The 22,117-nt window shown below is 37.1% G+C and carries 12 protein-coding genes and 1 pseudogene; 3 read left to right on the top strand and 10 right to left on the bottom strand.

Annotated features, from left to right (window positions below):
- Positions 1-92 precede the first annotated feature (92 nt).
- Entirely contained in the window at positions 93-1,490 is a 1,398-nt protein-coding gene (locus tag LLS04_RS04105; RefSeq protein ID WP_323612090.1) for an MATE family efflux transporter, read from the top strand.
- An 80-nt stretch (positions 1,491-1,570) separates the two neighbouring features.
- On the opposite strand, the pseudogene LLS04_RS04100 reads toward LLS04_RS04105, so the two are convergent.
- The 3 genes and pseudogenes from LLS04_RS04100 to LLS04_RS04090 all read right to left on the bottom strand — a co-directional run bounded on the left by LLS04_RS04100 (position 1,571) and on the right by LLS04_RS04090 (position 5,195).
- Positions 1,571-2,724, bottom strand: a pseudogene (locus LLS04_RS04100) (IS3 family transposase).
- A 108-nt stretch (positions 2,725-2,832) separates the two neighbouring features.
- The gene (locus tag LLS04_RS04095; protein ID WP_323612089.1) at positions 2,833-4,437 is read right to left on the bottom strand and encodes a hypothetical protein; all 1,605 of its coding nucleotides are present in this window, start codon (positions 4,435-4,437) and stop codon (positions 2,833-2,835) included.
- A gap of 77 nt (positions 4,438-4,514) precedes the next feature.
- Positions 4,515-5,195: a DsbA family oxidoreductase gene (locus LLS04_RS04090; protein WP_323612134.1), complete on the bottom strand. Its 681-nt coding sequence runs from the start codon at positions 5,193-5,195 to the stop codon at positions 4,515-4,517.
- A 93-nt stretch (positions 5,196-5,288) separates the two neighbouring features.
- On the opposite strand from LLS04_RS04090, the gene LLS04_RS04085 reads away from it, so the two are divergent.
- The gene (locus LLS04_RS04085; RefSeq protein WP_323612087.1) at positions 5,289-6,038 is read left to right on the top strand and encodes an NADPH-dependent oxidoreductase; all 750 of its coding nucleotides are present in this window, start codon (positions 5,289-5,291) and stop codon (positions 6,036-6,038) included.
- Positions 6,039-6,072: 34 nt separating this feature from the next.
- On the opposite strand, the gene LLS04_RS04080 is transcribed toward LLS04_RS04085, so the two are convergent.
- Entirely contained in the window at positions 6,073-7,362 is a 1,290-nt protein-coding gene (locus LLS04_RS04080; RefSeq protein ID WP_323612085.1) for a M15 family metallopeptidase, read from the bottom strand.
- Positions 7,363-7,578: 216 nt separating this feature from the next.
- Here LLS04_RS04080 and LLS04_RS04075 point away from each other — a divergent pair, with 216 nt between their 5' ends.
- Positions 7,579-10,704, top strand: coding sequence for a polysaccharide lyase family 8 super-sandwich domain-containing protein (locus tag LLS04_RS04075; RefSeq protein ID WP_323612084.1), 3,126 nt, complete (start codon positions 7,579-7,581; stop codon positions 10,702-10,704).
- A gap of 66 nt (positions 10,705-10,770) precedes the next feature.
- Here LLS04_RS04075 and LLS04_RS04070 read toward each other — a convergent pair whose 3' ends face one another.
- The 6 genes from LLS04_RS04070 to rpoB form a co-directional block, all read right to left on the bottom strand.
- On the bottom strand, positions 10,771-11,619 hold the full coding sequence (locus tag LLS04_RS04070) for an AraC family transcriptional regulator (protein ID WP_323612083.1): 849 nt from the start codon (positions 11,617-11,619) through the stop codon (positions 10,771-10,773).
- 68 nt (positions 11,620-11,687) lie between these two features.
- A complete protein-coding gene (locus LLS04_RS04065) occupies positions 11,688-12,515 on the bottom strand; it encodes an alpha/beta hydrolase (protein ID WP_323612082.1) in 828 nt (275 codons plus the stop codon).
- Between the two features lie 4 nt (positions 12,516-12,519).
- A complete protein-coding gene (locus LLS04_RS04060; RefSeq protein WP_323612080.1) occupies positions 12,520-13,287 on the bottom strand; it encodes an inositol monophosphatase family protein in 768 nt (255 codons plus the stop codon).
- A gap of 10 nt (positions 13,288-13,297) precedes the next feature.
- Positions 13,298-14,065: an inositol monophosphatase family protein gene (locus tag LLS04_RS04055; protein ID WP_323612079.1), complete on the bottom strand. Its 768-nt coding sequence runs from the start codon at positions 14,063-14,065 to the stop codon at positions 13,298-13,300.
- Positions 14,066-14,189: 124 nt separating this feature from the next.
- A complete protein-coding gene (rpoC, locus tag LLS04_RS04050) occupies positions 14,190-17,966 on the bottom strand; it encodes a DNA-directed RNA polymerase subunit beta' (protein WP_323612075.1) in 3,777 nt (1,258 codons plus the stop codon).
- 17 nt (positions 17,967-17,983) lie between these two features.
- Positions 17,984-22,102, bottom strand: coding sequence for a DNA-directed RNA polymerase subunit beta (gene rpoB, locus LLS04_RS04045; RefSeq protein WP_323612073.1), 4,119 nt, complete (start codon positions 22,100-22,102; stop codon positions 17,984-17,986).
- Positions 22,103-22,117 lie beyond the last annotated feature (15 nt).

Genomic DNA, 22,117 nt, shown 5'->3' with positions numbered 1-22,117 from the left:
TAAATTAATGTGATGAAATAGTGTTTTTTAATTGATATTATCTTGCTCTTTCTATATGATAGTCTTAGCGTTTTTAGAAGGAGGTCGAATCGATGAATCTAAAGCGATTTGTAGGCGATAAAGACTTTTACAAAAAGGCTTTATTTATTGCAATTCCGTTAATGCTACAACAACTTATCAGTACGTCTGTAAACTTATTAGACAACTTGATGATTGGTCAGCTCGGGGACCATGCATTATCGGGTGTTGCCACCGTAAATCGTTACTTTATTATCGCTGTTTTTGGAACCAATGGCGTGATTGCTGCATCAGCTGTATTTATGGCTCAATTCTTCGGGGCAAGAGACGAAGAACATATGAAGCAAACTTTCCGGTTTTCAATTCTAACATCTATGTTGATAATGAGTACATTCGTCATCCTCGCATTACTTTTTCCAGGAAATATTATCCGGTTCTTTGTAAAAGATCCAAAAGTAATAGAGCAAGGTATGAGATATATTTACGTATGTGCGTTGGCGTTTATTCCCAACCTATTTACATTGGCCATTGCAGGTTCAATGAGAGCAACAGGAGATTCAAAAACTCCTCTTGTCGCAAGTGTTATTTCAATGATTACAAACTTCTGTTTTAATTATTGTTTGATTTATGGTAACTTCGGTGCGCCACGTCTTGGTGTACTTGGTGGTGCTATTGGTACTTTTATTGCACGATGTGTTGAGTTAACGTTTATTAGTTATTTCCTCGTTACTGGAAATTATGCGTTTAAAACACGAATTCGTGATATGTTTGATATTTCTAGAACTCTTGTGAAGCGAATTACCGCAAAAGCATTCCCACTTGCTTTAAATGAAGTTCTTTGGGCTTCAGGGATGGCATTATTACTTCGATTCTACGCAACTCGTGGTGCTGAAGTTATCTCCGGTTATTCAATTGCGACTACGGTATCAGATATGTTCTTTACCATGAATGCTGGAATGTCCGTCGCGATTACCATTCTCGTTTCACAACCTCTTGGGGCAAACAAACTTGATGAAGCACGCGAAAATGGATATCGACTCCTTGGTTTTGGTGTAATTCTGAGTGCTGTATTTGGAACTTTACTTTTAGGATCGACCTTTATGATTCCAAAAATATATTCCGTATCTGCTGAAGCAATGTGGACCGCTCAAACATTCTTACGAATTCAAGCACCACTGTTTAGTATTTATGTAATTAATACAACCTGTTATTTCATCCTGCGTGCTGGTGGTGATACACGTTCTACTCTAATGCTGGACTCAGGATATATGTGGTGTGTTAACCTCGTAGCTGTTGGTGTTGCCACATACACAACAGACTTAAGCATTCTATGGCTCTATATTATTGGTCAATCCACAGATGTTTTAAAAATGATGCTTGCATTACGATTTGTGAATAAAGAAAAATGGATCGTTAACCTTGCTGAAGAGGAGAAACAAGAAGAAGCCTTGATATTAGAATTTGAATCTTAGTTTAGATTACACATTAACGAATACAAAAACACCATCATGTGGAACTGACCTAGTTCCGTGGGACTAAAGAAAAAACCAAGTTAGGACGAAGTCAACCGATAATTTACGGGAGATTGATATCCTAGCTTTTCTTGTATTCGATTTTCATTGTAATATTTTAAATAGTTTATCACAGTTTGTGATACAATTTCAGTAGAACCCTTTAGGTCTGGGTTTAATTCGAATGTTTCACACTTTAGCGAGGCATGAAACGATTCGATAGGAGCATTATCAGCGGGTGTACCCTTACGGGACATACTCATGGTAATGCTTTTATTTTTTACTCTAAGTTGATACTCTTTTGATGTATAGACACTTCCTTGATAAGAATGAAGAATACATGGCTGAACGATATCCGGAAGTTGATTTAATGTATCAACCACACATTCTAGGTTTTGTCTGTCACTCAATGCAGACGCAATAATCTCACCATTATATAAATCCATGATTGTTGATAAATAGAGCATCTTATGGCCATAAGGGATGTAAGTGATATCTGTCACCAATTTCTCTAGAGGACGTAGTGATTTAAAGTCGCGATTGATGATATTGGGCATAATGATCTTCGGATTTTTGTTTTTTCGATACCGTTTGACCTTAACACGGCATTGACATTGGTGTTTCTGCATTATCTTTTGAACAGTGTTCTTATTGATAATTCTTTCTTTTCGAATTAATGCAGTTATTTTTCGATATCCATAACGAAATTTATTTTCTTTACAAAGTTCAATTACTAATGCTACATTGACAGAATAATTATTAGACTCTAGTTGCTCTTTTTAAGTCCAACGGTAATACGTTGACTTAGGTACCCCAAAAAGATTCAAGATATCTTTAATAGATACAGTGTTGCGATACTCTTCAACGAGCTCGATGATTATTTCAGGAACCACATCCTTTCTCTTTCCAAATACTTTTTTAATAGTTCAATTTGTTGCTCCAAAGATTTAATTCTAAGTCTTTGTGTTTCTTCGACCGTGTCTCCTTCAGGCCCTTTTCCAAAAGTATATTGCTTGCCTACAGGTTGAGAAAATCGATAGTGTTCACCATTTCGATACCATCTCCACCATGTTTTGACTTGAGTTACATTTTTTATTCCGAGTTCAGTCTGAATAAACCTGCTTGATTATCCTGCCAATTTCATTTCTATAACTTTCATCTTTGTCTCATAGCTATGCATAGTTCGTGTTCCCATATAAAAACCTCCTATATTGAACTATTTTACAATAATTCTCATACAAGAGGTTTTTTTCTTTAGTCCCACGGAACTAGGTCAGTTCCTGTTTAATGATGGTGTTTTGTTTTAATTATTTACTTTCTCTTTCACAATTTCAAAGGATACGATCTTAGAACCGTTGGTGGTAATCATTACCTTGTCACCTTTAGTTAAGAATGCAAGTTCATCACTAAGAATTAAATTTGCTTGGTATATGGCTTCTTCACCTTCAAGACGTATGAAATAGTGTGTATTTCCATCAATAATAACTTGCTTTACATCTGAAACAACACCTGTTTTTTCCACAATCTCTTCAGGAACGATACCCACTTGATTTCCCATAACGTTGAGATAGTTTTTCTCAGAAAGTTGATAGGTATCACCGACTGCAGACTTTGTATAATCTTGGTAATTAACCATTGAGAATCCGCGTACAACACTGGAGGTATCTTTTAGAGACATCACATATGTTGGGAATCCCCCTACATTTTGAAGAATTGGGGTTGTAGGTGTATATCCCTTTTCTTGAATCGAACCCACTGAAGTCATCTCTGCTGCAGTAATGGATACACCTGGTAAATCCATTTGAAGTGTCTCTCCGGTTCGCTTATTCATAAATAAGAGACCCGTTGTAGAACTTGAATCCAGTTTAATTGGCCGAATTCCTGTAAAGATATAAATTTCATCATCAATACTTACATAGTTATATGAACCCTCTTGTTGGTCAACAGCCATCACACCTTGTTGTTGCATAAAGGAGTTAAAATACCCGCCCTTTAGTGTGAAATGATCTTTCGCATGAGATAACATCATATCAGTTGGGTAAACAGAATCTACCCACTCAGGAATCTCATTAAGCTCATATCGAGCAGTTTCTCCCGATACCGCATCCACAACAATTACAGAATCCATATCTTTAGCGCCCCAAATACCGACACGCTTTGTAATCGATTGTACAATCCAGTAAGGATGACCTGTATCATCAATCTCAAAATTCCAATCATCGAGATAACTAAATTTATGATGCAACGCAACATGACGTCTTAAATCGTATTGTAACGGTGCTCCCGGATAATACTTAATCGGGGAAGGTAACGTTACAATCTCCGACTTCGCATTCATATTCCCATCTCCTGTTGTTACGAGAACATAATATGGAACACCACTTGAGAAGTTCGTATATTTTTTAAAGGTATCTGCATAAACGAAAGGCGCAACACGAGCCATCTTGCCTTGATAGTTAATCTGAGTAAATTCATTCGTATTAATATCAAAACGAGAGGATACCTCACTCAACTCTCCCATTTTTTTCTCTGCAGAAAGGAGTGCCGAATCTTTATCAACATAAGAAACTTCAATGTTGTGATCTTCACCGTATAAGTCTTTAAATTCCACAGGTCTTACCTGACCTAAAACATTTGCATAACGTTTCGCATTAATCATTCGTGATGATGTAACACTCCCGACTAAGAAAACAACCGCAAAAATCCCAACAATGACTCCAAAGGTATTAAAGAATTTTTTATAGTTTTCTCGGTCAATAAATAAAATACCTGCAATCACTAAAATAAATGTACTGAGATATAACATGGATCCAATATCCATATAGTGATAAGTATTTCCAAACCAGATATCAAGTATGATAAAAACAAGAATAACGATACCGATTTGTATAGATTTACGTTTATTCATAGAAGAACCTCCATCCACTTATATCTTAACGATTTCTGGTACTCAGTGCAAATAAAAAGCTAGATTAACTAGCTTTCTTAATCAATGGTACAAACACCGTCCGTACACATCATTGAGTCATTTTTTTGAGCATTAAGTGTTTCCACATGTTGTAATGCAGACTTAAAGGTTTCAATCGGTTGAGCACCGGATAATGATACTTGATCATCAATCACAAAATGCGGAACACCACGTGCCCCAATCATTTGAGCCCATTGTTCATCTTGACGCACACTTAATCCATATTCGTCGGATTCAAAGGCATGTTTAATACCCTCCGCATCAAGCCCTATTGAAGCACCCATTTCAATTAATGCATCCAAATCATTCAAATAGACACCTTTTGAAAAATATGCGTCCATTAACATTTCACTGTACTCATTCCCTAAACCTTTTAACTTCGCATACTGAAATACTTTATGCGCTTTAAATGTATTCGTATATTTCATTGCATCAAAATCATAATTTAAACCAACACTTTGAGCCATTGAACCAACACGCTCATTATTCATACGTGCCTCATCAACGGATATGTTATATTTTTGGGCCAACATTTCATGAATATTTAAATCTGGATTATCAACGTAATTTTGATCTAATTCAAAACTCATGAATTCAACTTCTATATCTTTATCTAATTGCTTTATTGCTTCTTCCAAATGTCTTTTTCCCACATAGCAAAACGGGCAGACAAAATCGGACCATACTTGTACTTTCATCACATTTCACCTCTTAGATTCTTATTGTATCTATTAAGCGATTGGAGCGCCAACAATATGCCCCCCATGGTATAATAATCTCAAGGAGGAATTATGAATAACACAATTAAACAACAACTTAACCATCGTACCATACGACAATTTACAGATGAGCCAATATCACAAGAAATTATTGATACCTTGGTTTCCGTCGCACAAGCGACATCCACAAGTAACTACATGCAATCTTATTCGATTATCAGTATTACAGACAAAGTGAAGAAAAAAGCAATCGCATCAATTGGTGCACAACCTTATATTGAAAATGTTGGACACTTATTTATTTTCGTTATTGATCAACATCGTAATGCAACCATTGCGAAGGAAGGAAACATTGAAGATATCGAAGTGCTTCAGACTTTTGATCGCATGATGATTGGTTATACGGATGCAATCCTTGCAGCTCAAAATACGATGGTAGCCATCGAAAGCATGGGAATGGGCGGTGTTTTTCTTGGGAGTATCCTCAATGATGCGCAAGCAATTATTGACGTGCTAGAGCTACCAGAATACGTTTTTCCAGTTCTCGGACTCGGGTTTGGTTATCCAAATCAAGAACCACAACTCAAGCCGCGCATGCCACAACATCTCATGCATTTTGAGAATACATACCCCAAGTCTACCTCAATCACTGACGCCATGGGTGATTATGATGAGACTGTAACTGAGTATTATGACTTGCGTGATGCAAATAAGCGCATTGACTCTTTCACAAATCAAATCAAACAAAGCATGAGTCGAAGACATCCTGGGCGCATGCAATTAAAAGAAACAATGAACAAGCAAAAACTTGGTATTAAGTAAAAAAAAGTCTATCACTTTAATGTGATAGGCTTTTTTATTGTTTCAAATATTCATCCAGTGTAAGACCACTGTTGTATATTTCAGTTGCTGCTTTAGTACCAACATATCGCAAATGCCATGCTTCAGGTTGATACCCAGTTATATGTTCTTTACCAGCTTGATAACGTACGATAAAACCAAAACGATGCGCATTACGATTTACCCATAAAGATTGATGGGTCTCCGAGAATGCAAACATATTCCCACCTGGTGTCACTACGTCAATAACTAAACCTGTTTGATGTTCGGAATGGCCAGGTCGTGCAGACATTAGATGCGCTTGTGCTTGCCCATGTGACGCAACGTAATTCGTATACAATTCTTCTTGGAAATCATAGCCACGATAGGATGACGTCGCTAACAACCATAATCCCGTTTCCTCATAAAGTGCATCGACCATCTTCACGAATGATGATACGGTATTTGGTGTTGCTTCATAACCCTCACTAACGGCGTATTCCGCTGGAATATAACTTAAGTTTGGATAAAAATCTCGTGATAAAGAACGATGCTTATTTACTAAGACAAGTTCAGAATGTGAATCTACCACTGAGGATGTACCACTATCATAATCATTTGGTATTTCTGTTTTCTCATCCTCAGTCGGTTTTTCTGTTTCTGTCGCGATCTCAACATCTTCCTCTAGTACCTTGACCTTGATACTTCGCTCTACTTGATTTGTTTTATCATCAGCACTATAGATTAATTCATAAGTTCCTGCTTCATCATAAACAATGGAACCTTTCACATTTACTTTCAATGACTCTGTGAGTGATCCAAATGCATAATCCTTTGCCACCGCAGTAATTTTTGATGAACCTACCTGAATCGATAATTCATCTTCTTTTACTGTATTTCCTTCATAAGAAACAATCACTTTAGGAGCAATCGTATCTTCTACTTTAACCTTCAAATAAACATCACGTTTTGGATTTTCTTTTAAGAAAACACGTAATTTGATATCATTCTCAACTAAGATTCCTTTCGGTTTAAGATCGAGTTTACGCTTCTGAATCACCATATCATTATGATCTTGTACAGATAATTCTCCATTATCACTTACAACAACGACATCATACTCAGATGTTTCTGGATCTACCGCGATTTTGTCATGTAGAACTGATAACGCCACATCACTATCTTTCTCCACCAAAATAACTTCATCGTCAACTGCACGAATTGTTGCTCCTGACATCATGTAAGCCATCATCGCTAAACCTAATAAGGTGACTGCAAGTGCAACACCCATAACACCATATTTATGTTCTTGCATATATTTTATCATCCAACATCCCCTTATCACATATTGTGTTTATTATCTCATGTTATTTCAACCATATCCACTTTTAACTAAACTTTATCTATAGGATTTCCTAAATTTTTTTTGAAAATATCATTTTCACTTTTCAACCAAACACTTATAGAATTCAATGGAGCGATTGACCAATATCATGGGAAAATGTAGAATTCATCTGTAAGCGTATTCAAAAGGGAGGATACCATGAAACACACCAAGACAATACTTTGTACCGGGCTTGCGCTCGTACTGAGTTCTAATGCAATGTTAATTCATGCAGATGAACCGACAACAATCACTGAGAAACAACCACTTTTTTTTAATGCCGAAAGTAAACCGGTAAACCCAAAAGACTTGGCTCTCACCATACAAAAAGGCCATCGAAAATTTATTACTTCGTACCTCAATGATCCACAGAGCCACTATCTCTATGAATCTACCGAACCAGCGATTGCAAGCATTTCTGAAAACGGACTTATTTCTGGACTTAAAGAAGGAAAATCCACAATCATTATCAAATCGAAAGATACTTCAGAAACCGTACAAACTGTTACAATCGATATCAAAGACGATAATCTTGACCCACACTTTATCACGATGGAATCCCGATGGCAAAAACGTGCAGTCGGTGACGAAGGTATCAATCTAAACGATAAACACATCCAAGATTATATTCGCGTTGTGGATGGGAAAGCAGATGAAGCTTTTAACACACTCGACAAAAATCCGAACCCAGAATTTCCATGGGGTAATGAAGACAACAAAACTATAGCTGCTCACAATACACGTCAGTTTACAAATCTAAAATCCATAGCAATTGCCTTTGGTACCTATGGCAGTCAATACTACCAAGATGAAGCGACACTAAACTTCATCACAACACAATTAGATTTTTTAATTAACGATCAAATGTATGGAAGTCCATTCACCGTTAAAACTCATGGAAACTGGTGGGACTGGCAAATTGGGATTCCAATGCGCCTTCTTGATATCTTATCCATCATAAATGACTATATCGAACAAGATGATGTCACACGTTACTTAAAAGGAATTGAAGTATATAACACAAACCTTACAACCTTACTCAACGGTGCACCTGCTACCGGAGCAAATAAAACGGATGTAGGCTTAATCACTTTAGGCGTAGGTATTATGAAGCAAGATGCTTCCCTACTTGATTATGTAAATCAAGAAATGCCGGAAGTTGTTCAATATGTATCATCGGGTGATGGTCTTTATAAAGATGGATCACTTGTACAACATAAAGATATTGCATACCTTGGAACCTATGGAAACGACCTCGTAAAGGGCATTGGAAAAATTGCCTCAATCGTTGCGGATACACCATGGGCGATGGATCCTGCTACCATGCAAAATATTTACACACTTATTGATGAAGGATATATCCCATTAATGTATAAAGGGAAAATGATGTCCATGGTAAATGGACGTAGTGTTTCGCGAGCACCGTACATGAGTCCAACTGCACAAGAATTTGATACAGGTAAAGAAAGTATCGCAAATATTATTTTGATTGCTGATGCAGCACCAGAACCACTTAAATCTACTTACAAACAACACCTCAAAGAATGGATTATCGCATCGGATCGTTACCACGATTACTTTAGTCGTACTCGTGATTTCGAATCCTTAGTTAAAGCCAAACAAATTTTTGAAGATGAATCCATCCAAACACTTGAGGCAACGCAACATGTGAAAATATATGGATCCATGGATCGCGTTGTAAATCGTAACCACGACTATACCGCAGCACTCAGCATGTTCTCAAAACGAATTTCAAACTATGAATCCATAAACAACGAAAACATGCAAGGATGGCATACGGGAAGTGGTATGCTCTATCTGTACACAGACAACGACATTGATCAATATGATGGTACCTATTGGGCAGCAGTTGATAAATATCGCCTTCCAGGAACAACTGTTGATACACGTCCATTAGCAAACAAAGCTCTCCACCGAAAACTATCCAAACAAGCATGGGTTGGTGGTTCATCAACTGGTAAAATTGGAAGTGCAGGAATGTACTACAACACAAATACATTTAATAATGGTATGGACCTTCGTGCTCAAAAATCATGGTTCTTCTTAGATGATGCGATTGTAGCGCTGGGAACAAACATCACAGGAACATCGCCAACATCTATTGAAACAACCATCGAAAACCGTAAAGTTGATGAAACTGCACAAATTAAACATAACAATTCAGCAATCACCAATACCAAACACTTAACAGTCAATACTGGTGATACCGTTACACTTGATAATGGGGAAAAAGGAACCTTTGGATACTACTTCCCTTCAAAAACCAATGTAGACATAAGTAAAACCGTAGACAGTGGAAAATTTGTAGATCAAAACTTAATGTTTGATGACAAAATTGAATACAGCTCTAACTTCTTTAAACTGGGTATTAACCATGGTCAATCTGTTGATAATGATACCTATGAATACGTAATGTTACCAAACAGCAGTGAAACTCAAATTCAAGACTACGCAAAAAACAACACACTTGAAATCCTTGAGAATTCAAATTTAATCCAAGCAATCAAAACAGATAATGCCTTCGCAATGAATGTTTGGGGTGTTGATGGTGCAGATTTAGAAGGAATCGGTGTTGATCGTTCCGCATCCGTTACCGCACATACTACAAACAATCGTACATTAACTATTGCGATAAGTGATCCTAAACATGTAGAGGAAGAAATTCAGGTAACCATTACCCGTCCCTACAAATCTGTAATTAAAATGGATGAAAACATCACTCAAAATGGAAATCAGTTCACCATCAATACGAAAGATCTAGAAGGTGCATCAAGTGTTATTGAATTAAGACTTGATACTGAGGCACTTGAAAATGAAGTAATTTCAGAAATCAAGTCCCTCTTTAAAACAATCGATACCCTTGATTTAAATAAATATACCGAGGAGTCAAGCAATAACCTAACCGAAACAAGAACTCGTGTACAAAAAACAATCGATGATACAGAACGCACCTTAGAAAATCTTGAAGAAGGCTTAGAACAACTTCAGATTGCCTACGATCATCTTGAACTCAAAGAAATCAAAGAAGAACCCGAGACAAAGCCAGAGACAAAGCCAGAAACAAAACCGGAAACAAAACCAGAAACAAATCCGGATGTCGAAGTAACACCAAACATCGACCCTTCAAAACCGATTATAAAACCTGAAATCGATAATGTCGAATTGGAAACACTGCCAAAAACAGGTATCCAATCCGAGACTCGATCCTTTGCGGCATTTATGATTATTGGACTTGGATTACTCTTTAAACGAAAAGATTCTTAATCACTAAACGCTCCACAATAAACAAAAACATCTCAATCTGACATTAAGTCAAACTGAGATGTTTTTTTATGCTTTAATTCGAAGCCAAATTTCAGTTACTAAGGTCTCACTATTGGGATCTTCTTGAGAATAGACTTCTAAATCCATTGAACCATCAATCTCTTCGCTACACGTTGGTAAATATAGAGAAACAATATCACGCCAGGTGTTTTGCACGGATTGCGGTAATGGCCCTACTGCATCAAACACAAGCCATCTACTTTTAGGTAATTCCACATTCACCAGTCCCTCTTGAAAATCACAAGAAGTTCCAATTAAATAGGTCATAAAACCATCGGAAGCTTGTTGACACAAACCAACGATACCCTCTATTTTATGATTATTCATTTTAAACAAATCAAGATCTTTGGCACTTTGATTAATTTTATCCCAGAACATTGGAATTTCTTTTAAATTCGCGCCGTTTTCATAACTAAATGTTTTTTGATACCCCGCTATATTTACAGATTCTTTTTCTTCAATACGCATCTTCATCTTAACCGCTCCTTTTTGATTGTGTGTGATTTTAATTGGAAACGTCGTTTGTAACGAACCTTTTCGTTTTTTAATTTCACTTGGAGTGTAATGATGTTGTTTCTTAAATGCCTTACTAAATGATTCTGCGCTTTCATAATCATAAAGCACCGCTAAATCAATAACCTTAGCCTTCTGACTTATAAAAAGCATCCCTGCATCACTCAAGCGTCTTCGCCTTACATAATCCATAACCCCCATACCCGTTAAGGCAGAGAATAAATTATGAAAATGGTAAGGTGAATAATTTGAATGTATCGCAATATCTTCTAATTTTAATGACGAATCAAGATGTGTTTCGATATAATCAATTGCATTTTGTAAGTGTTCAAGTGTGTTCATATTACGTCCTCCAACCATAGTATAGACGACAGACAAAGATGAAATCGGTCATTTCTTGGGGTACCGAATTACTTGCTTAACTGAAGGAACATCCACTCAACCATTGTATCCAAAATTTCGGGATACATCGTTTCATTAAGAATTTCGTGATAAAGTCCTGGATAAGCGATGAATCGTTTGTTTTTGGAACTAATGTTTTCATAAAGCCATTCACCAACTTCAATAGGAACAACCTTATCCGATTCACCATGACATATTAAAACAGGATAGCGATAACGTGATACATTCTTGGAAACAAATTCTGGTGCTTTAATTAAAAATTCACGCATAAAACCTGCAGTTGCCTTATGGAGAACATCGGGATCATTTTTATAATCACTCACAACTTCAGGAACAGAACAGATATCATCTTCCACAACATTGCGTATGTTTATCTTCTTAAATGATTTTCCAACGACATTTAATACTTTACCCATATGTCCTTCAACAGGTGGAAGTGGTGCTACTGCTGGACCTGATAAAATTTGACCTTTTAATTCATAGGGATGTGCAATACCATACATTGTCGTAACGAGACCACCCATACTATGACCTAACATAAATACAGGGACACCGATATTCTCATCTTTAACAAATTTAACCATTTCATTGCAATCTGAGATAAATGATAAATATGAATCAATATGACCCTTTGGTGAGTCTGTACGACCATGACCTCTTAAATCATAACGATATACACTAAGTCCTGCCTTATTAAAATGCTCCGTGACGTGATCATATCGACCAATATGCTCCGCGAAACCATGGTTAATTAAAACTATTGCTTTTGGATTATCAACACAATCAGCTGCATAACGCAGCGAAACCTCATCATTAATTTTTAAATAAGATTCCATACTCTTATCTCCTATCTTTTAATTCCTGAATCACAGTGGGATTTACAGCACACATAAATTCAAAATTCTTGTCTTCAAATATAATCTTATTATCGCATGTATCGTAGGTGAATGCACCACCAACTGCCTCAAGAATGATCGTTGCAGCGGCAATATCCCACACCTTCAAACGACGTGAAAGATACACTTGATGACGTCCAGCCGCAACACCACATATTTCAAGTGAAGCCGCACCCATATAACGAACTGACATAAACTCATCATGTGCTTTTACTGCATCACCAAACATAAGTTCTAAAGTCTTCGTATCTGAATAAACAACAGAATCCATTAACGTAATCGTTTGCGATAACATTGGCAGTTTTCGATCATTAAGGTAAGCACCATCCCCGGTTACGCCTACATACATCTCATCACGACTTACGTCATAAACAATGCCAAATACAGGTTGTTGATGTTCGTAATATCCAACAGAAATCGCAAAATTACGCTTCTCAAATATAAAGTTTGAGGTACCATCAATTGGATCGATAATCCATAAATTATCTAAGCCCGTAGACGCAACCATTTTTTCTTCAGTAATAAAATTTTGATTCTCATACTTCGCATTAATACGTTCAGCTAAAAATTGTTCGGTTCCTTTATCCACATTTGTGACAAAATCATTCCGAGCTGTTTTGGTATCAATATTTAATTCTTTTTTCATATGTTCGCGAACATAGTCTCCTGCTTCATAAACTAACTGCTTCGCAAATACTAATTTTGATTGCATACGATTCTCCTTATAATAATGCTTTTAAGCTTTCTTTTATATTTTGATTGGATGCCGCAATAAAGACACGTGCTTCATTATCAAAATAAAGGGCATCTTCCAAATCCCCAAAATGATACGTTCCACCCACACACTGTAAGATAATAACAGCCGCTGCAAAATCCCAAACCTTTAGACTTGGAAAGACATAAGACTGCCATCTTCCTGCCGCAATATGACAAACCTCTAAAGCTCCAGACCCTAAAAATCGATGGGTAATAAATAAGGGTTTGAGCTCTTCAGGTCTTAAGCTAAATAAACCAGGACGGTATACATCACCTGAAACAATAGAATCTTTTAAGAGTATCGATTGATCAAGCATGGGTAGTTTTATGTTATTTAGATATGCTCCCTCTCCAACAATACCTACAAACATTTCATCTGCCATCACATCGTAAACAATTCCAAAAACCGGTTCCCCTTTGTGGTAGTAACCAACAGAAATACTGAAATTCTGTTTTTGGTAAATAAAGTTTGTGGTTCCATCGATAGGATCGATAATCCAGAGATGATCTTGTCCCATCGTTTCTACGGTTTTTTCTTCAGTTAAGAAATTTTGATTTGAATATGCTTCTTTAATACCTGAGACTAGAAACACCTCAGTTTGTTTGTCGACATTAGTTACAAAATCAGATCTTGAAGATTTTAAACTAATATTAATGTCTTCTTTCATCATGTCTTTAATCCGTTCGCCGGCTTCGCGTACAAGATTAATCGTAAATTCTGCTTTTTTATTCATAGTAACGCCTCCATCTTATCATTATAAACCTTTCTTATGAAATATCTATATAAAAAAAGCTCCTCCATTCGTATTATTGAATGGAGGAGCTTAATCCTAGAAATGCATTGATTTTAAAGTCCTATTATCCGCGAATAATTTCGCTGATAACTGAATCTTCTTCTTCAATTGTATTTCGGTCAATACGTTCTTGGCGTTTAATTTCTGCCAATTCTTTAACCATTTCGGTTGATTCACGGTATAATTCAGAACCTGTTCCCGCTGGAATTTTCTTACCAATGATAACATTTTCTTTAAGACCCATGAGTGGATCGATCTTAGACTTGATTGCAGCATCCGTAAGAACTTTTGTAGTTTCTTGGAATGAAGCAGCAGATAAGAATGATTCAGTTTCAACAGAAGCTTTAGAAATACCAAGTAACACTGGACGATAACGTGCAGGGTTCTTACCTTCCATGAGGATATCTTCATTGATTTGAGTCATGTTATCAACGTGCATTTGAACTCCAGGAGAAATTCCTGTGTCTTGTCCGTCAATTACGATAACTTTACGCATCATTTGATTAATCATAACTTCAATGTGCTTATCAGAGATTTCGATACCACCACTTTGGTAAACTTTTTTAACTTCTTTTAGAATGTATTTTTGAACATCGAGACGCCCTGCATATTCCATAAGTTTCTTAGGATCTACAGAACCTTCTGTTAGTTTTTCACCGGCTGAAACCTCAGAACCAACTTTTAACCAGCCACGAGCAGGTTGATGTGGTAATGTATGGTGTTCAACAGATGTTTTATCGTTAGCAACTGTAATGATATAACCGAAACCATCTTCAGCATTACGGATGTCCGTAATACGTCCGGAAATTTCAGAAATCGCAGCACCTAGTTTTGGTGAACGTGCTTCAAAGAGTTCCTCAACACGTGGAAGACCTTGAGTGATATCTTCTCCACCAGCAACAGCAACCCCACCAGTATGGAAAGTACGCATGGTTAGCTGTGTACCTGGTTCCCCGATTGATTGAGCCGCAACAATACCGACTGCTTCTCCAACCTCAACAATTTCACCTGTGGCCATGTTACGTCCGTAACATTTTTTACAGATACCATGTTTTGATTCACATGAGAATACAGAACGAATTCGAACTTGTTTAATTCCTGAATTTACAATACGTTTCGCAGCAAATTCATCGATATATTCGTCTTCTTCGATAATAACTTCTTTAGTTTTTGGATCAACAATTGTTTCTTTAATGTATCGTCCAACAAGACGGTCATGTAATGATTCTACAACTGTATTTGATTTACGATCTAGAATTTCCTCTACAAGGAAACCGTTATCGCTATAGCAATCATCTTCAACGATTGTGACATCTTGTGCAACGTCAACAAGACGACGTGTAAGATATCCAGATTCCGCAGTTTTAAGAGCAGTATCCGTTAGTCCCTTACGCACACCGTGAGTAGAAACGAAGAATTCACTAACGTTTAGACCTTCACGGAATGATGAGTAGATTGGAACTTCAATAATTGATGATTGATAGCCTGATTTTGATTTTGATTGAGTAGGTTTACCCATTAAACCACGCATACCGGATAATTGAGTAAAGTTAGAAACGTTACCACGAGCACCGGATGTCGCCATCATATTGATCGGGTTTTTACGAGCAAGTTCGTCCATTAATTCCGCACCAACGCGTCCTTTAATACCATCCCAAAGAGTCATCAGTTTACCTTCCCACTCTTGAGCTGTTAATCGTCCACGTTTGTATTGTTTCATTAATTTAGCAGCTTGTTCTTTACCTTCTTCAACATATTTTTCTTTGTTGGGTGCAACATTGATGTCACTTAACGCAACAGTCATACCCGCAACTGTTGAATAACGGAAACCTAAGTCTTTAATGTTATCTAAGATTTCTGCTGTTTTATCAATTGAGTAACGATCAAAGATTTCTTTGATAATTTTTTCCAGATCTTTTTTCTTGAAATCATTATTCAGTGGCATTGCACTGATAATTTCACGAACATCTTGTCCCATCGCAACAAAGAATTTATCTGGTATTGCTTTGAAGTTATCAGGTGTAACTTCGTTTAAGTATGGGAAGTCACTTGGGAACATATCGTTAAAGATTAATTTACCAAGTGTAGTAACAAGATACATCTCATTTTGTTTTGCACTTAATGTTGATTTTTTAAGTGATGATGCACGAACACAAATACGAGTATGTAAGTGAATCAAATCATGTTCATAAGCAAGTTGTGCCTCATTGATGTCACGGAATGCTTTACCTTGGTTTTCACCAAAGCGACGCCATTTAGCACCTTCTTCCACATCACCACGAGCTTCACATTGTAATGCTTTTTCTTCAAATTCTTCTGGAGTTTCTTCCATGTTTAAGTAGAAGTTTCCAAGAACCATATCTTGGGATGGTGTAACAATAGGTTTACCATCTTTAGGTCCAAGAATATTACGTGAACCAAGCATGAGCAATTCTGCTTCTGCTTGAGCCATTTCTGATAATGGAACGTGAACCGCCATTTGGTCACCATCAAAGTCCGCGTTAAACGCAGGCGTTACAAGAGGGTGAAGACGAATTGCACGACCTTCAATCATTTTAGGTTTAAAGGCTTGAATACCAAGACGGTGAAGTGTAGGGGCACGGTTTAAGAGCACAGGGTGATCTTGAATTACTTCTTCAACAATATCCCAAACACGTGGATCTTGACGTTCAATAAGTTTTTCAGCAGCTTTAGCATTATTACTAATACCACGTACTTTCATTTCATTAACTACAAATGGTTTAAAGAGTTGAATTGCCATCTCTTTAGGAATACCACATTCATACATCTTAAGATCCGGTCCAACAGCGATTACTGAACGACCGGAGAAGTCTACACGTTTACCAAGTAAGTTGGCACGGAAACGACCTTGTTTCCCTTTAAGACTGTGTGAAAGTGATTTTAGCGGACGTCCACCGGCACCTGTAACAGGTTTTGAGCGACGACCATTATCGATTAATGCATCAACAGCTTCTTGAAGCATACGCTTTTCGTTTTGAACGATAACTTGTGGTGTTCCCATTTCAAGTAAACGTTTTAGACGGTTATTACGTGTAATAACACGACGGTATAAATCATTTGCATCTGAAGCAGCAAAACGTCCACCATCAAGTTGTAACATCGGACGTAAATCTGGTGGAATAACTGGAAGTTCAGTCAGTACCATCCATTCTGGCATGTTATCAGAATTAATAAATGCTTCAACAGTTTCAAGACGACGAATTAACTTCTTACGTTTATCACCTTTAGCATTTTCCAATAAATCAAGAATTTCATTACGTTCTTTTTCTAAATCCATATTTTCAAGCAAGGATTTGATACCTTCTCCACCTGCTTGAGCTACGAAACCATTTGGTCCGTATTGATTGATGTATTCACGATATTCGCGGTCATCAATAATTTGTTTGTATTGTAATCCTGATTTCTTAGGATCGACAATTACCCATTTTACGAAGTAAACAACTTCTTCTAAAATTTTAGGGGTAATGTTTAGTAATAAACTCATTCGTGATGGAATACCACGTAGATACCAAATGTGTGCAACAGGTGCAGCTAAAGTAATATGTCCCATACGTTCACGACGTACAGCTGATTTCGTTACTTCAACACCACAACGGTCACAAATAACACCACGGTAGCGTACTTTCTTGTACTTACCACAGTAACATTCCCAATCCTTTGTAGGACCAAAAATCTTTTCACAGAACAATCCATCTCGTTCAGGTTTTTGTGAACGATAGTTGATTGTTTCTGGTTTCTTTACTTCGCCATGAGACCATTCTAGAATGCGCTCAGGGGATGCTAAAGCGAGTTGAATTGCGTCAAAATTATTAATACTCATGAGATTACCGCCTCCTTCTACGCTTGCTCATCAAGGTTAAGTGACTCAACCTCATTAGTTTCTTCGATTTCCACAACGATTTCTGGTTGAGGAATATCTTGGGATGGTACTGAAGCAACTTCTTCATCACCATCTACAAGACTTTCTTTGATTTCTTCTCTATTTTCATCCAAGAATTTTACATCAAGTGCAAGTGCTTGGAGTTCATGTTTAAGTACTCGGAATGATTCTGGAATTCCTGGTTCAGGAATATCTTCACCATTTTGAATAGCGGCGTAGGTCTTCGTACGTCCATTAACGTCATCCGACTTAATTGTAAGGATTTCTTGAAGTGTGTTTGCAGCACCATATGCATAGAGTGCCCAAACTTCCATTTCTCCAAATCTTTGTCCACCATTTTGTGCTTTACCACCAAGTGGTTGTTGTGTAACAAGAGAGTATGGACCCGTTGCACGAGCATGAAGTTTATCGTCAATCATATGAGATAACTTAAGCATGTACATAACACCAACAGAAATACGTTCATCATAACGTTCTCCTGTTTGTCCATCGAAGAGTACCATCTTACCATCTGGAGAGACATTACCTTCTTTCATGATATTGAATAGTTCATCTGTTTCAATACCATCGAAAACACTTGTAGCAAATTTAATATTTAAGTTCTTCGCTGCAATACCAAGGTGTAATTCTAAGATTTGTCCAATGTTCATACGACTTGGAACCCCAAGAGGGTTAAGCATAATATCAACAGGTGTACCATCTTCCATGTATGGCATATCTTCTACAGGAAGAATCTTAGAGATAACCCCTTTATTACCGTGACGTCCAGCCATCTTGTCACCTTCATGGATTTTACGTTTTTGAACGATGTAAACCTTAACAGATTCACTTACTCCAGGTGGCAAGTCATGCCCTTCTGCGCGGCTAAAGATTTTGATATCTTGAACGATACCTGATGCACCATGTGGAACTTTGAGTGAGTTATCACGTACTTCACGTGATTTTTCACCGAAGATTGCAAGTAATAATTTTTCTTCCGGAGAAATTTCGCTTTGTCCTTTAGGTGTAACTTTACCAACAAGGATATCGCCTTCTTTTACTTCGGCACCAATCATAACGATTCCGCGCGCGTCAAGATGACGACATGCGACTTCACTCACGTTTGGTATATCACGTGTAATTTCTTCAGGTCCAAGTTTTGTCTCACGAACTTCAAGTGTGTATTCTTCAATATGAATTGATGTATAAACATCTTCTTTTACAAGACGTTCACTCATGATGATCGCATCTTCATAGTTATAACCGTTCCAAGTCATAAATGCGACTGTAACGTTTTGACCAAGAGCGAGCTCACCATTTTGCATGGATGGACCATCAGCAAGGATGTCTCCATTTGAAACTTTTTCACCAAGTGCCACTAATGGTTTTTGGTTAATACATGTTCCTTGGTTTGATCGTCTAAATTTTTGTAGTAAATAAGTACGTTCTTTTCCTGATACTCCGTTTACAATAACGCGGTTTGCATCAACATAAGAAACGATTCCGTCTTCATGACAAATTACCGCACTCCCTGAATCCTTCGCAATACGGTGTTCAATACCCGTACCAACGAATGGTGAGTTAGGTTTTAAAAGCGGAACAGCTTGACGTTGCATGTTGGCACCCATGAGGGCACGAGAAGCATCATCATTTTCCAAGAATGGAATCGCTGCAGTCGCAACAGAAACGATTTGTTTTGGACTCACGTCAATAAGTTCTACCGTATCGCGGTGTGCAAGAATATTTTCACCACGGTAACGAACAACAACTTCTTCATTCACAAGTTTGTGATCTTGAACTTCGTTCGCTTGCGCAATAACATATTCAAATTCATCATCTGCAGATAGGTAGATAATATCTTCAGTAACTTTTCCATCTGGAGTAACGATTCGGTATGGTGTTTGAATAAATCCATACTTATCAATTTTTCCATATGAAGTTAAGTTCGAAATCAACCCGATATTTGGTCCTTCAGGTGTTTCGATTGGACAAATACGACCGTAGTGTGATGTATGAACATCTCGAACTTCGAAACCAGCACGGTCACGAGTAAGTCCACCCGGTCCTAAAGCTGAAATACGACGTTTGTTTGTAAGTTCTGCAAGTGGGTTCAATTGGTCCATAAATTGTGACAATTGGGATGAAGAGAAGAACTCTTTAACCATTGCCGTTAATGGACGAACGTTTGTAAGATTTTTCGGTGTTAAGTTTGATGAATCTGAAGAGATTGACATACGTTCCTTAACAACACGTTCCATACGGCTTAAACCAATACGGAATTGATTTTGGATTAATTCTCCAACAGTACGAATACGACGGTTACCTAATTGGTCAATATCGTCTTCATTACCAACACCATCAATGAAGTTTAAGAAATATGAATATGTAGCATAGATATCTGAAGCTACGATTGTTGTTTTTTCAAGTAATGGATCAATACCAACAATCTTAACAATTTCTGTTTCATCATCTTCTTGTGCAACAAATAATTCTTGCATTGCTGCTCCAACTAACCACATTGTTACAGGTCCGTCTTCTAAAGAATCAACAATTAATTTTTCATTTGTTTTATTGATTTTTGGTACATTGTAATTTGGTGTAAAACGATCCGCAACTAAATTACCTTTTGCAGACATCATATCTGCTCCAGAAGCATCAAGCATACGTCCAACAGTATATAAGCGTTGTGAGTAGTTTAGAACTGCCCATACGTTATCTTTTGTTACTACGACTTCTTTAGCCATAATACCTGTATAAATTTGAATATCTTCACCTTTTAAGGTTTCAATGTCGCTTGCTGTAAGAACTGTTCCGCGTTCAAACTCAAAATCATCACCATCGATATCTTTTGATAGAATACGTCCAACTAAATGAAGCGTACCATCAACTGTAATATCACGAACATCAGGTGCTGAGAAGATATTCTTAAGTGGGAATACGTTCATATGTCCGCCTTCGCGTAATACTTCACGTAATTTTAAGACATCATCACGGCGTGTAATGTGAGTTCCTTTTTCAAAAACAACATTACCGTTAATATCTTTAATATCACTTGTAAGAACTGTTCCATTTACACGGTTGTAAACTTCGAGTTTTTTATGAATTTTATAACGACCCGCTTTATTAAGGTCATAACGGCGTGGATCTAAGAACTTCGCGTTCATCAAGTTGATAGCACCGTCAGTTGTAGGAATTTCATCAGCACGTTGGTTTTCATACATTACACGTAATGAATCTTCGAACGTAACAGTTTTATCTAATACTAATGAGTTAACAATCTCAGGATAGTTTCCAAAGAATGCTGTATAGAGTAACGCATATAAAGTTAAGAATTCACGTTTTTCACTATCAATTTCTTCCCATTCATCATAAACAGGTAAATTCATAGCGTTTAAGAACGTTTTAAATGAGTGTGTATCAAACGCATCTTCACCTTCTTGTAAATCAAGACTTAAACCAAAAGACTTGAAAAGAATTGTGGAAACGATTGTACGTTTACGGTCAACTTTCATGTTGATAACTCGACCATTAGCCGCTTTACGATCATCACTCATAAATTCTAACCAAGTACCACGACTTGGAATTAATTCGGACATGAACGTATCACGACCTGTTTTATCATCATTTTCAGACTTAAAATACGCTCCAGGAGAACGCACAATTTGCGAAACAATAACTCGTTCCGCTCCATTAATAATAAAGGTTCCTGTTTCTGTCATTAAAGGAAGATCACCGAGGAACACCTCTTCTTCTTTTTCAATAACTTCACCAGTTTGTTTATTAATTACTTCTAGACGCATTGTAGCTCGAAGTGGCGCAGCATAGTTTGCTTCGCGTGATCGGCATTCGTCTACGTTATATTTAGGTTCACCAAAAGAATAATCAATGAACTTTAGTTTTACATTTTCATTATAGCTTTGAATAGGATAGATTTCGTTAAAAACTTCAAAGAGTCCCTCGTTTTTAAACCATTCATACGCATCCGTTTGAATTTCTACCAAATTAGGCAATTCTAAGGTTCCACTAACTTGAGAATAATCACGACGGGTAGCCTTATTACCAAATTTCTTTACACTATATACTTGGTTTTTCTCCATTTATGCCATCCTTTC

Source organism: Erysipelothrix enhydrae, assembly GCF_035066605.1.
Taxonomy (GTDB): domain Bacteria; phylum Bacillota_I; class Bacilli_A; order Erysipelotrichales; family Erysipelotrichaceae; genus Erysipelothrix; species Erysipelothrix amsterdamensis.
Note: the sequence above shows the minus strand (reverse complement) of the source record. Positions and strands in the feature narration are given on the sequence as shown.